General features: G+C 49.3%; 10 protein-coding genes, 2 pseudogenes and 1 other annotated feature. Of the genes and pseudogenes, 7 read left to right on the top strand and 5 right to left on the bottom strand.

Annotated elements, in window-relative coordinates; genetic code table 11:
* Nucleotides 1-83 precede the first annotated feature (83 nt).
* A pseudogene (locus MKX64_RS22335) lies at nt 84-1253 on the bottom strand (S8 family peptidase).
* A gap of 278 nt (nt 1254-1531) precedes the next feature.
* On the opposite strand from MKX64_RS22335, the gene MKX64_RS22340 reads away from it, so the two are divergent.
* Nucleotides 1532-2674: an MBL fold metallo-hydrolase gene (locus MKX64_RS22340; RefSeq protein WP_155618732.1), complete on the top strand. Its 1143-nt coding sequence runs from the start codon at nt 1532-1534 to the stop codon at nt 2672-2674.
* Between the two features lie 69 nt (nt 2675-2743).
* On the opposite strand, the gene MKX64_RS22345 is transcribed toward MKX64_RS22340, so the two are convergent.
* The 3 genes from MKX64_RS22345 to MKX64_RS22355 all read right to left on the bottom strand — a co-directional run bounded on the left by MKX64_RS22345 (nt 2744) and on the right by MKX64_RS22355 (nt 6507).
* Nucleotides 2744-4096, bottom strand: coding sequence for a glycoside hydrolase family 64 protein (locus MKX64_RS22345; protein ID WP_341037464.1), 1353 nt, complete (start codon nt 4094-4096; stop codon nt 2744-2746).
* A gap of 249 nt (nt 4097-4345) precedes the next feature.
* Nucleotides 4346-5086 carry an EcsC family protein gene (locus MKX64_RS22350; protein WP_155618730.1) on the bottom strand — a complete coding sequence of 247 codons (741 nt, stop codon included), beginning with the start codon at nt 5084-5086 and terminating at the stop codon, nt 4346-4348.
* Nucleotides 5087-5370: 284 nt separating this feature from the next.
* The gene (locus MKX64_RS22355; protein ID WP_155618729.1) at nt 5371-6507 is read right to left on the bottom strand and encodes a zinc-dependent alcohol dehydrogenase; all 1137 of its coding nucleotides are present in this window, start codon (nt 6505-6507) and stop codon (nt 5371-5373) included.
* 139 nt (nt 6508-6646) lie between these two features.
* Here MKX64_RS22355 and MKX64_RS22360 point away from each other — a divergent pair, with 139 nt between their 5' ends.
* Nucleotides 6647-7186 (top strand): MarR family transcriptional regulator, encoded by a 540-nt coding sequence (locus tag MKX64_RS22360; protein WP_155618728.1) that lies wholly within the window; start codon nt 6647-6649, stop codon nt 7184-7186.
* Nucleotides 7187-7194: 8 nt separating this feature from the next.
* Nucleotides 7195-7404, top strand: a binding site (T-box leader).
* Nucleotides 7405-7449: 45 nt separating this feature from the next.
* A complete protein-coding gene (gene tyrS, locus MKX64_RS22365; protein WP_155618727.1) occupies nt 7450-8697 on the top strand; it encodes a tyrosine--tRNA ligase in 1248 nt (415 codons plus the stop codon).
* A 90-nt stretch (nt 8698-8787) separates the two neighbouring features.
* Here tyrS and MKX64_RS22370 read toward each other — a convergent pair whose 3' ends face one another.
* A complete protein-coding gene (locus MKX64_RS22370) occupies nt 8788-9756 on the bottom strand; it encodes a helix-turn-helix transcriptional regulator (RefSeq protein ID WP_155618726.1) in 969 nt (322 codons plus the stop codon).
* Between the two features lie 109 nt (nt 9757-9865).
* Between MKX64_RS22370 and MKX64_RS22375 the strand changes: the two genes are divergently transcribed.
* From MKX64_RS22375 to MKX64_RS22390, 4 genes and pseudogenes are all read left to right on the top strand, one after another.
* A complete protein-coding gene (locus MKX64_RS22375; RefSeq protein WP_155618725.1) occupies nt 9866-10345 on the top strand; it encodes a GyrI-like domain-containing protein in 480 nt (159 codons plus the stop codon).
* Between the two features lie 42 nt (nt 10346-10387).
* Nucleotides 10388-10864 (top strand): annotated as a pseudogene (locus MKX64_RS22380) (phage tail protein).
* A 12-nt stretch (nt 10865-10876) separates the two neighbouring features.
* Nucleotides 10877-11086 (top strand): hypothetical protein, encoded by a 210-nt coding sequence (locus MKX64_RS22385; RefSeq protein ID WP_155618724.1) that lies wholly within the window; start codon nt 10877-10879, stop codon nt 11084-11086.
* A 107-nt stretch (nt 11087-11193) separates the two neighbouring features.
* Nucleotides 11194-13788 carry a LuxR C-terminal-related transcriptional regulator gene (locus MKX64_RS22390; protein ID WP_341037469.1) on the top strand — a complete coding sequence of 865 codons (2595 nt, stop codon included), beginning with the start codon at nt 11194-11196 and terminating at the stop codon, nt 13786-13788.
* Nucleotides 13789-13794 lie beyond the last annotated feature (6 nt).

The following is a 13794-nucleotide window of genomic DNA, read 5'->3' on the forward strand; positions in this document are numbered from 1 at the left end:
CCTCGAGAGGTTGAGGCTCTGACATTTCATCATTTGGTAAGCGACATTCGGCGGAGAGATGGAAGATGTGAACCAGGCTTGGTCTAGGATGTGGGCATGTGTACAGCCCGGGCAGCATTAACCCGGCCATGTCTCCATAACGTCCCCGTGCCCGGGATCGGATCGGCCGTTTCCACTATCGCATTGTGAATCTGCAAATGGGTTCTCTGCTGCGCAGCGAGCAGTCCGGCGACGCCGGCGACATGGGGGGCTGCCATGGAAGTGCCGCTCAGGTAAGCATAATTCCCCCGCAAGTACGTGGACAGTATCTGATCACCCGGTGCAGCGACATCGACCCAGTTACCATAATTCGAGAAGCTGGAGCGGGCATCATGCTGGTTCGTCGAAGCGACAGCGATGACGTTCGGATAATAAGCAGGGTAGGCTGGCGCATTGGTATTTTCGTTCCCTGCAGCAGCTATGACGACGACACCACGATCCCAAGCTTATTGAATTGCATTTTGAAGCGTTTGCGCCGTGGAGCGTGAGCCAAGGCTAAGGTTGATCACACGTGCACCCTGATTCACAGCATAGATGATGCCGCTGGCCACGCTGCTCAGCGTGCCGCTTCCGCTGTTGTCGAGCACCCGAACAGGCATGATGGAAGCAAGAGGGGCGACCCCCGCAATGCCGCGAGCATTATTCGTGGCCGCTGCTAGTATGCCTGCGACATGGGTGCCGTGGCCGTTCCCGTCATATGGCACCGCATCTCCGTCTACAAAATCGTACCCGTTAACGAGCTTGGGTGCGAGTTCAGGATGATCCAGCTGGACCCCAGTGTCCAGAACAGCAACGACCACATCCGGGGCGCTTTGGGTCACCTCCCATGCTTCCGGGGCTGCAATCTTCTGGGGACCGTACTGGTAAGAAGCGAAGTAAGGATCATTAGGCGTGTAAAAGGCGTTAAACAAAATGTTGGGCTCTGCATATTGTATTTCCTTCAGCTTGCTGTAATGCTTCAATAGCCTGCGCATGCTGCGCTTGGACTTAACTCGGGTGTAACCGAGGTCTTCGCTGGTTTCTACAACCTCACATCGGGCCTTCTTGTGAATGGCATCGATCTGCTCCTGAGTGATGCCCTCGGCAAACCGAACGACAAGCTCATGAGCGACGTGAGGAGGGAACTGGCGGTCAGCGTGTTGACTGTACAGCCGATAGAGCAAGAACCCCAGCACAATCAATGCTGCGGCTGATACCCCAATCCATAACCACATACGAAATTCCTCCCTAAGTTTTGATAGAAACTAGAGTACGGAATATTCATATGTCGCTTGGCCAGATGTGGTATGGACGATCCGGATAATTGGCCTGACAACCAGCCGATGTGAAGCATGAGGATTCCAGCCACTTGACGATGGATAAAATGATCCTTTATGATCGTTGCATGAGACCTGAAGGGAGAGCGATCACCTTGCAGGCCGACATTCGTTTAATACACATATATAATAAACGAACATTCATTCAGTTATGGGGCACGGAGGGAGAGAACGGTATGATCATTCTACTGATATGCGCAGCGATCATCGTATTCATCGCATTTTTTTTACTCTATTACCCGCCTTTTGGGAAACAAGTTCCGAGAGCGCAGCGAATTCAATTTCAGCAGCTCTCAAATTTCAAGCATCGCCGGTTTCTAAATCAAACTCCCACCTCCATGAGCATGGGCGCAGCGGATTTTATGTCCATCCTCAAGGACTATCTCTATGGCAACCCGAACCGAAACCCGGCTTCCCCGCTGCCGATGAAACCGGTGGATCCCGCAAGCATCCCGCAGAAAGAAGGAATCCGCGTCACCTGGTTTGGTCACTCGGCACTAATGCTTGAAATGGAAGGGAGCACGGTCCTGCTGGACCCGATGTTCGGAAAATCGCCGTCGCCGCTGCCTGTTCTGGGCAACCAGCGATACAGCAAGGACATTCCGATCAATCTGGAAGAGCTGCCGGTTATCGATGCCGTTATTTTCTCGCATGATCATTATGATCATCTCGATTACGATTCGGTCCGGAAGCTGAAGGGGAAGGTGCGGCACTTCTATGTTCCGCTTGGCCTGGGGAGCCATTTGCAGCGATGGGGGATACCGAAGGAGAACATAACCGAACACAACTGGTGGGATTCATCGGCACTCGATGGACTTCAGCTTGTATGTACGCCGGCGAGACATTTCTCCGGGCGCAGCCTGTTTGACCGGGATTCGACCTTGTGGTCGTCCTGGGTCATCATCGGGCGTGAGAGCCGGGTGTATTTTAGCGGAGACAGCGGGTACGGCCCGCATTTTCGAGAGATTGGCGAGAAGTACGGGCCATTTGATGTTACCTTTATGGAGTGCGGCCAGTACGATAAACGGTGGGCCCATATTCATATGATGCCGGAAGAGACCGTGCAGGCACATCTGGATGTGAGAGGAAGGCGCCTGCTTCCGATTCATTGGGCCGGATTTACGCTCGCTTTCCATGACTGGAATGAACCGGTTGAGCGGGTAATCCGGGCAGCTCGGCAGAAGCAAGTGGATATTGTCACCCCCAGAATCGGAGAACCTGTTACTTTGTCTTCTTCCGTATTCGATCCGGACACTTCATCTGTGTGGTGGAGAGGCATCGACAGGAGAGTGAATGGATCGATCCGGGAATCAGAATAACCTTCATACGAAAAGCCGCGGAGCTCCGCGGCTTTTACAGGAATATGGGCATAACCGGAGTTCGAGAGATTACCAGCCAACGCGAATGATCAAGCCTTTCGGGTCGCCGACTTCGAGATAAGCGGCTTGGCCATTGACATCATCATACGCAAATCCGTAGGCCAGGCCGTTAATGCTGTGGTCATGCCAGAATTTGGCGTAATAGTTAGCCGGTGTACCTTTATAGTAATTGGACACGTTGTTCCAGTCATTGCTCGTATACACATGACGATTGATCGCTGCACAGGTCGCTGCATCTGTTAAAGCGCCATCACAGCGGAAGATATCCTGCGTACTGTAAGGGGAGTATCCGGCAAAATAATTGGCATTCGCTCCGCCCTGGGCAAAGGAACCGTGAATCGGCGCAACGATGCGGTATGGAGCTTGAACCGTAGCGAGCGATTTGAATTCTGCAGGAACCTCGGCCTGGAACTTGGCGAAAATGCCGCTGCGGGTTTCAGATTCATATTCACCCACAGTCTGATCGAAGGAACCGGATATGTTCACCAGGCGATGCTGGATCGGGAAACCGAACCCATCGACACGGGTCGTATTACCATGGTATCCCGCATGATCAATTGTAAATTCAACGAAATCAAAAATAATATCGCGATTCGGGTCTGTCGGATTGTTCAGGTCCGGACCGGCAAAGCCATCGTCAAACGTTTTCAGGTACATCGGGGTGTTCACGCTCAGGAACATTCGGCCTGATGTTATCTGAGGCAAAGTGACCCAGTTGGCATCACTTACCTTGTGATAAATGTTCGCATAGTTGATCCCGTTCTTCGTTAAATGGCCCGGCGCATCATTCAGTGCACTGGAGATCGGAATCAGATTTCCGCTCAGGTCCAGGTAGCTCCAGCGTCCGTTGGCCGGATTGATGCCAAGCACGCCCCAATAGATTTGTGAGTCAGCATACGCGCCGTTGGTTCCATTCATGATTTTCACCGAAACAGCGCCGCTTGGCGGCATCGGAATCGAGGACGGATGGATGTCATAGATCGAGCCGGAAGAAGGGGCAGGCGACGGTGTTGTACCTACGGTGTAAGTAAAGGTGCCAGTGTCGTATGCAGGGATTCCGTTATTGTAAGTAAACGAATACCGAATGACGTTGCCGGCAGCGATGCCGGGGATGGCTTGTTCGTAACGGGCTTGACCGCCGTTATACGTCATTCTGAGGTTTTGCTGCACGCCGTTGTTCACGGTGTAATGTACATCCACCCAGCTTGTGTTGACCGTGGATTTGAACCAGATTGTGGCGGTGCTTCCAGATACATCAACACCCTGAGTGTAGTCAGCAGCTTCGACCTTTGGGGTGAAGAGCGTGGAACAGATGAGCAGCAGTGACAGAAGCAGCAGGGACGACATTTTTGTGCGGATCATCAGATTTCCTCCTTGTCATTCAATTTGAAAATCAGGTTCGACAGAACAGGTACGTGGATAACATCACTCCTTAGCTGAAGCTCAGCATGATTTAAAGCGTTTACAAAGTAGATTGTAATGATATTTTACAATATTTCGTATTGCTGGAATTTCGGGATAGGGTGCAAAATTTCGGGTCCGGATGGGACAAGCTTCATCGTAAAGGAAAGCCGGCTAACCCTGTGATTAGCCGGCCGCACCTTGAGCCGTTCAAAGTCCCGTTTGTTCCTGCAGCCAGCGCAGACGGTAAGCATTCATGGCGTATTCGCGCAGCTCCTCCAGAATCGTATAATTCGCCCACGCACCAGCGAAGGCGCCGATCCCTGGCAGCATCTGAAGCATTTTTCGAAAATCCATGCTATCCCGGTATTCGATCTGGAACGTCTCCCAGTCCATGTTCTTATAATATTCGCCATCCGATTTCCATCGGTCCTTCTCAAGATGCCAATGTTTGATGGCCTCCAGCTGCTCGGCACGGCTGTTCTGTCCTGCAAATGTCATTTGAAATACCTTGAGGATGAACACCCGCTCGGCAAAATGTTTGGTATCATAACCATAGACATGGGCAAGCTCAAACAAAAATTTCATTTTAATGGCAATGAGTGCCGGAAAGTCCACCATACTCAGCACGATGCCGCCAGCGCCTGTACCAGCACCTTCCGCCACGGCGATTTTCTGATACTGGGCAAACCGTTCTCTTGCCTCCTGATCAGCCTGTTCCAGATCCAGCGCGCGCCCCACCGGACGGCCAGGCGTATACTCCGCACCGAACAGCGCCGTGCGTACAATGGAACGGATGGTCGTGGTAATCATGTTGTGCACTTTGGAAGGAATGAATAGATTGATGCGGTTGCTGATGTTTTTGGACGTTTTCTCCAACCATCCCGGCGATTTAAACATCTGTTGTTCCCAGGTGTCAATTTCCTTCCGCACTTTATGTTCGTAATTCATGATTCATCGCTCCTACAACCGTCATAATGATTACATTTGGTTTATATTGTAACGGATCGGGTGCATGCGGCGAAACAGACCGCAGGAGGACGGTGACCTCGACTAAAGTCCAGCATCGATTTTCCTTGTAACAATGTAAGCCATTTCTCTGGCTTTTCGAAACAGTCCTGTTGTATCATTGGACTCGCTTCTGATGGTCACCAGAAGGAACACCACCTCATGAGCAGATGAAAAAACCAGGAGCCACTTCGCAGTGACTCCTGGCCTTCGAACGGCGTTTTCGCTTAAGGCTTCAAAATGACTTTGATGCAGTTCTCTTTTTTGTTATCAAAAATATCATATCCGTGCTCGGCTTGTTCAAGCGGAAGACGATGCGTAATGATGTCAGTGGGATCGAACTTGCCTTCCTTCATCATCTGGTAGAGCTCCGGCATGTAATGGATGACAGGCGCCTGGCCCATCTTCAGCGTGATGTTCCGTTCAAACAGATGCCCCAGCGGAAACATGTTGTACCTTAAACCGTACACGCCCACGAGCTGAATGGTGCCAAACTTTCTGACCACCTTGGATGCAATTTCAAAGGCGCCCAAGGATCCGCCCTGCAGCATCAACGCGGTCCCCACCTTTTCCAGCAGGTTCTTCTTGGCATCAAGCCCCACACAGTCGATCACCACATCCGCACCGCCGCGGGTAATCTCTTTCATATTGCCTTCGAAGTTGTCCCTTTCCTCAAAGTTGAACACCTCAACCTTGTTCGTCCGCTCGGCGTGCTGCAGGCGATAGGGGATGTGATCCACTGCAATGACCCGGGATGCGCCTTTCATCCAGGCGAATTTCTGGGTGAGCAGGCCGACCGGGCCGCAGCCGAGCACAATGACGGTATCTCCTTTTTGGACGCCGGCACTCTCCACGCCCCACCACGCGGTCGGGACGATATCCGACAGGAACAGTAGTTTCTCGTCTTCCATTTCCGCATCCTCCGGCACCTTAAACGGCATGAAGTTGCCGTATGGCACACGCAGCAGCTCGGCCTGGCCGCCCGCAAACCCGCCGTAGGAATCCGAATAACCCAGATACCCGCCCGTATCCTTCGTTTCGTTGGCATGGTCACACTGGCTCTCCATGTGGTTTTGACAGAAGAAGCACTGACCGCACGCAACATTGAACGGGATAATGACCCGGTCGCCTTTCTTGACTTTGGTGACAGCTGGACCTACATCCTCAACAATCCCCATCGGTTCGTGGCCAATAATGTAATCGTCGCGCATCCTCGGAATTTCCCCGTTAAACAGATGCAAATCCGAGCCGCAAATCGCGGTAGAGGTGACTTTGACCAGAATATCATCCTTCGTTTCCAGTCTTGCATCCGGTACGTTCTTGACCTTGACGTTACGCTTCCCTTGATACGTTAGTGCTTTCATGGGTGTGATCACTCCTCTTTTGACATTTACTAAGGTATAACCAGATCTTAAGATGATCTATCCGGTTTTCGCTGATTTTCTGATTGCAACATCTCTTTTTATTTGCTATCATCGTTTCATGACTAACGTTTCATAGCTAATGAATATCGAAAAAGGGGGCGGGATTATTCATTCAATTAATGATAAGGGCGAACTGCTGCCTGAAGAAATGGATACAATTAATCGTTTAACTGAACTCCCGATCCATTCGTTAAATCTTGAAGCCATTGCAGCGGCAACAAATGTATATCGGGTTGCTCAAGGTTTAAGAAATAAGATGGAGCAAGAGGTTTTATCAAGATATGGCCTCTCTTGGACTGCCTTCTCCATGCTATATGATATGTGGATATGGGAAGCGGTAGAGACGAGGAAATTAGCCACATCTGCCGGGGTTTCTAAAGCTACCGTTAGCAATATCACGAAAACATTGGAAAACAAAAATCTATGTTATCGAAAAAGTGATGCCACAGACAAAAGGCTTACTTACGTTGTGTTGACGGAAAAAGGCAGAGAAATCATGGAAGTGCTGTACCCGTTATTTCACAAGGGAGAGGTTGAGGTTTTTTCTGAACTAACCGTAGATGAACAAAAAATATTGAGCAATTTACTTCGTATCGTAATTCGATCGAATCATTTCTAAACCTATATTCAAAAGCGCAGACAGGAAATCAAGTAGTAGTTATCTCCCTGTATCCAGAGAGTCGATGGCTGGTGAGAATCGACACATAGATAATACGAAATACATTCCTTGAGCTTTCTTTGTATGGTGCAAAGAACGGGCGAGCCGTTAAATCGTAAAGTGGAAGGATAATGATCCTTCAATTAGGGTGGTACCGCGTGCAACACCACGTCCCTTTTAGGGGATGGGGTGTTTATTTTTTATATAAATGGAGGAATAAGGAAATGAACGAAGTCATGAACCAACTGAGCAAGAAGCAGTTACAGGAAGTAAAAAGACAGATGGACTTGTACGTCCAGGGTGTGGCTGACATCATACCTACTGAAGAGTTAGAACTGAAAGTGGCTAGATCAGTCCTGGAAAATCGCCCCCTTAAAATCAAGTTAGGACTGGATCCTTCTGCTCCAGACGTCCATCTCGGTCATACCGTAGTGCTAAAGAAATTAAAGCAATTTCAAGACAATGGTCATATCATCCAGTTGCTGATTGGAGATTTTACAGGGAAGATCGGGGACCCAACTGGCAAGTCTGTTGCCAGAAAACCATTAACCACTGAGGAAGTAGAGCATAACGCCAAAACTTACTTCGAACAATTCGGAAAAGTGGTTGATATGGAAAAAGTGGAATTGCATTATAACTCAACATGGTTATCCAAGCTTAGTTTTGAGGATGTCATCCAACTGGCGGGAAAAATAACTGTAGCCAGACTGATGGAAAGAGATGATTTTGAGGAGAGAATTGCTTGGGGAAAACCGATCTCTCTGCACGAATTTTTTTACCCATTGATGCAGGGATACGATTCTGTAGTGTTAGCATGCGATATTGAACTTGGAGGAACAGATCAACATTTTAATGTGCTTATGGGCCGTCATTTTCAAGAAAAATTGGGAAAGGAAAAACAGGTTGCATTGCTCATGCCGTTGCTGGAGGGGCTAGATGGGACAGAGAAGATGTCTAAATCGAAGAAGAATTACATTGGCATTGATGAAAGCCCTGACGACATGTATGGAAAATCCATGTCTATCCCTGATAAGTTAATGGATAAATACTTTGAACTGATTACGGATTTCACCCCAGAGCAAATTCAGCAAATTGCAAATGAATTGGATTCAGGTGCCCTGCACCCTAGAGATGCAAAAATGCTGCTAGCTAAAACCATAGTAAGAATGTACCACGGTTCAGAAGCTGCCGAGAATGCAGAACAACGTTTTGTTAGAGTTTTTCAGCAAGGGGAACTACCTGAGGAAATGACGGAAGTGGAATGGAAAGGGGTTTTTAAAACATCCATTGTTGATTTATTGGTAGATCTCAACCTGCTGAAATCTAAAAGTGAAGCGCGTAGAATGATTGAAAGCAGAGGCGTTAAAATAAACAATGAGAAAGTGGAAGACATCAAGCTAGAAGTGGTCATCACGGATGGATTGATATTACAAGTAGGCAAGCGTAAGATGGTGAAAATTAAGACACTTTGAACATGATTAAGAAGCCGCGGATTCCGCGGTTTTTTCTATTCTAAATTAAGCTCAAGATCAGGACAACAAATATCGCTTGAAGCTGTTTTTCTACGTCTTAAGGGAGTAAGAGTTTATTCTGTGACACAATGCTGTTGCGACTTCTTCCGGCATCTGCCGGATCTGTACATCATCACCCAAAAATAACAGCCAGTTGGTGATCTCGGTCAATGCTTCGGAATCATCGACATGAATGTACGCGCTCAAGCTGGCCGAGGTCTGATATGGATTCGTATACGAAATTGAAAACTTGAAAGGGTGGTATTTTTTGAACTGGGCAATCGCTTTAGGCCCAAGATCCAGAACCAGGTTGCTCGTTTCTGCCTGCCGGCTTAACTGCTCCGCTATCTTTTTCTTGCTTATTCTCCTTTTGCCCTGGTACGGTGTGACCTCCGTGAGATAATCGACAGGAAGAATCCGCTGCTGTTCTTCCTCCAGGTCAAAGGCTTCGATGAGCCAGACGCTCTTCTCACGATATAAGTGCAGCACATAGATCGGGTAGGACCTGATTTCGCTCTCGACTTCAACCGATACGAAGAGATGCCTGTCTGTCAAAAGCATTTTGATGAGGTTCTCTAGCATGGGATGGGGCAGATCCGACAGGTCGAGCAAGTCGGGATGATGTGGATTGGTTCCTTCAAACATCAGGATCTGATTTAATAGAACCAGGTCGTCCTGCTGGTTTTGCGAAATCAGTCCGAGTAATTTCTCAGCCAAAGAATGACGGCTCTTTAAATAAGGAAGCTGCAGGTTTCTTGTAGCCATGAAGGCGATAAACAGCGCCTTGAGCTCATTGTCGGTGAAACGGACGGTCGGGAGGACCGAGTTGTTCATGACAAAATAGCCGCCATCCCTCCCAACTTCCGCGACCAGCGGCATGCCCATTGCTTCAATTTCTCGGATGTCCCGGATTGCGGTGGAGCGCGAAATGTTGAATTCCCGCATGATTTCGGAAATCGTAAAACGGGCACGATTATTGATATAGCGCATGATGGTGTTAATGCGTTCAACTTTTTTCATGAGAGGCTCCTAAACAGTATCATTTTCTGACATGATTTAACGGTATTATAAACCTATCAGATGCACACTCCAAGCATTTGATCAATAAACGAAGAGAGAAGGGTTCATAATGGCTACTTATACAATCGAGGAAAAAGACAGCTTTATCGTACTGGGCATCGGAACGGAGCTGAAAAGCGATTACACTGATTATGCCGGCATTAATAAGGAGAAGTCCGACTTCTGGCAAACGATTAAGGAGGATGGAAGGCTGGATAAGCTCAAGAGTGTCGCTGTCAACGACTACATTTTTGCCGTGAACGAGGCCGTCAATCACAAGATGATGTATTATGCCGGTGTCATGACTGATGCATCCTTGCCGGAAGCGACCCGGGTGATTCAATTCCCTAAGGGAGAATATCTGATCGTTAAAGGGGAAGCTCAGACAGGGGAAGAACTTAGCAATAAGCTTACAGGCATTGCCTTTGGACAGGCGCTGCCGGAAGCACAGCATATCGCCTATGTTGGCGGACCTAACGCAACGGTGGAGATGGGGCAGCACAACGGGGTGTTCTACGGGGAAATGTGGATTCCTGTTGTGAGGAAATAAAGAGGAAATAAAAAAGGAAGCCACGGTATAGGAGGAATGAGGATGGCTTATACGGTCGATTTTAAAAGCGTGTCTACGGTTGGTTTGGAATCATCCCCGGCAGCCGAGGCGCTTGCCGGTTTACGCGCAAACGAAGCCCGTTATTTCATGAATAAGTATAAGCATGAATTTACCGTTGTGCCTGCCAGCGAAAGCAAGGAAACCCTGAAGTATGTGAACCGGATTTTACAGGAAGAGCGGGGGATTGTGTTCTCGGCTGCTCCTCTGGAAACCTCGCGTTTCCAGGTGAACAATATCAAATTTGCGTACGTCTTCTATGAGGATGGTCTTGCGCTTAATGTGATGTATACGGTGGATGATCCTAAGAAACGGGCGGTTGGCTTTAAACTATCCGAAGGGATGGAGGTACCGTAGGAGCTGGAAGGGAAGTTTAAGTTTGCAAGGCAGAAATCGAAATTAGCCGGAACCGTCCGGGGCTCGTTTTTTGTCATAAAGGGAGAATATGAAAGCGAGAAATAAAGGGGAACCTTCATGAAGCTAGCATTTTATGTATCGCAAGGTTTTGGTCTTATGCTCATCGGCATGGGCGGATATCACCTGTTCAAGGCGAGACGAATCGAAGGCATGGGAGCGCTGGGTGCCGGATTTCTAGTAGCAGCTGAATTTGGCCTCGGCGCACTGCTCATCATCATCTCTGTAATCGTATATTGGATCAGTAAACGGAGAAAAAATCGCACTTGACCCTTCGGCATTCATTCGCAACAATAAAGTGAAGGGTGAAGCGGTTGCCCTTACTTCAATGAACTCATCCTTTCGAGCAGGTGGTTCCTTAAACGGAGGCGAAAGCCATGAGAGTTACGACGGGCATTATGAAATACAAGCTGGAAATCCCGGTCCCCCGTAAACACTGGATAAATCGATCACATCTCCACTCATCACTTGGGGGAGTGGCAACGCAGGGAATTACCTTGATTGTCGCTCCCGCCGGCAGTGGCAAAACGACGGCCATGACGCAAATCGTACACGGCAGCAAACAACGGATATCTTGGGTTTCGCTTGACGAGCATGATAACGATTTGCACCGATTTTGGCGATATCTCGTACATACGCTTCAACCACATCTGTCCGCAGGTGCCAGTGATCGGCTGCTGTCTATGCTTGCGGAATTTTCCGAGCATTCGGTTCGACCTTTTCTGGACCAATGCCTTAATGAGTTGTATGAGGTGGCTGGTCCGATTAGCGTGGCGCTGGATGACTATCATCTGATCACACGTAACGAGATTCATGACAGCCTTAATTATTGGCTGGACCATCTGCCCTCTAGGATACAGGTTGTCATCGCATCACGCACCGAGCCTCCGCTGAAGGGACTGCAGACGTGGCACATCAGTGGAAAAATGCAAAGAATTGGAGCGCATCAGCTGGCTTTTACACCCGATCATGCTGAAGAGCTGTGCGTATCCGTTCTGGGTCGAGCTCTGCCCAGGGAGTGGGTGATTTCCCTCGTTGAACGTACGGAGGGCTGGGCTGCTGGGCTGCAGCTGGTACTGATCACACTGCTGCAGCGGCCGAGCGAGCAATGGCCAGAATGGATTCGTTCTCAGGATATGGGCAAATATATCGACAACTACTTATTTCGTGAGGTATGGAGCGGACTGGACGAATCAACCCGGATTTTTGTACTCGAGACGTCGGTTCTTAAGCGGTTCAACACTCCGCTATGTGAAGCCGTAACGGGGATTTCGGACTCCGAAGAGAAAATAAGCGATTTGCAGAGCAGAGACCTGTTCCTGCTTCCTGCCGGTGGAGATTATTATCGTTACCACCATCTGGCTGGCGATTTCTACGAAGCAATGCTCAGAAACCAATCCCCCGAGCGGTGGAACTTCTTGAAACGCAAGGCATGCCATGCGTACGCACGCATCGGATGGTACGAGGAGGCGGTTGATCTTGCATTCGAGGCCGAGGCGTATGATCTTGCAACCGGGTTACTGGATCAACATCTTCACGAATTGGTTATGCGCGGCGAGTTCAGGCTCATTCAGGAATGGTTTGATCGTTTTCCGGAATCTTTCACGCTGCCAGGCAAGCTGCGACTGATCTGCGCTTTTGTCCGTACATTTATGGGCAAGTTTGACGATGCTCGCGATATGATGGCAGCAATGGAGGCGGAGCTGGACCACTCTTCCTCAAATGAAGAGCAGTTGGAAAATGTAAGCGGGCTGTTTTTTGTCAAAGCCAACCATGCGTTTCATTCCGGCCAGTTCCAGGATTGGTTTCGTTTTGCGGACTCCATCCAGCAACGCCTGCCGCAAGATCCGGTATTTTTTGAGTTCAATTACAATCACAATCAACCTTTCGTCAGATATACAACCTTTGGCCTGAAAGGGGCTTTGACTGATACGACTTCAGCATTGGGGTGGCAAATCACATCGATTCTGGAACAGAATGGGTGGGGGGACTCGCTCATGTGTCAATATGTCCTGCAGGCGCTCGTGGAGGGCTACTATGAATGGAACGAACTGGATCAGTGTAAAGAACTGCTGGACCGTATAACGGCCGGAAGCCGTTACTTAAATATTGCGGGGCTGTTCGTCCCGGTACGGCTGACGATGGCCAGACTAAGTCTTGTCAGAGGAGATCGTGCAGGGGCAAGAGCCACGATTGAACAGACCCTTGATCGATTGGAGGGAGCATCCAAGGGGGTATGGTGCCAACCGTTATGGACTGCTCTTGCGGATATGGATATCCAGGAGGGCGCTGTTGACCGCGCTGAGGCACGTATGAAGGACATGAATATTTCCCCTGATCAGCGGGTTCATCTTGGCTCAGTTCAAGAGACGCTCACGCTGGTCAGGCTGCTCATTGCCCAAAGGCGGATCGATGAATCCCGCAGCCTGCTGACACGACTGTTGCTCCAGGCTGAAGAATCCGGCATGGTCAACATTGCCGTATCCATCATGGTTCTCCAAGCTTGCGCAGATGTGGCTCAAGGGAAGAAGCAGGATGCATTCGAGCGAATATATCACGCCCTTGCGCGTGTCCAGCCATTCCGCTATATTCGCACCTTCGCGGATGAAGGAGTATGGCTTCTGGAATTGTTGGAGGAGATGCTGGCTGCTTCTGCATTTGATGATCAACCAGAACTGAAAACCTATGCTCGTACGCTGGCGGCCGTCCTGGATGCGGAATCAGCAGCTGGGAACTCGGGGCCTTATCCAACCGTAACCGGGCACTCCCTAACGCCCCAGGAAACCGAAGTTGTCAAGCTGCTGCATTTAGGTTACACGAATCAAGACATCGCGGATGAGCTGGGATTAACACTCGGCACGGTTAAGGTATACTTAAACCGCATATATAGCAAGCTCGGCGTGCGCAGCCGAACCCAGGCTGTCCTCGCCACTACGCCAGCCCCTCCAGTTTCATCGATTATCCAGAAATAGGTAAAT

Origin of the sequence: Paenibacillus sp. FSL M8-0334 (assembly GCF_038000405.1) — a bacterium.
GTDB classification, from domain to species: Bacteria; Bacillota; Bacilli; order Paenibacillales; family Paenibacillaceae; genus Paenibacillus_AQ; species Paenibacillus_AQ campinasensis.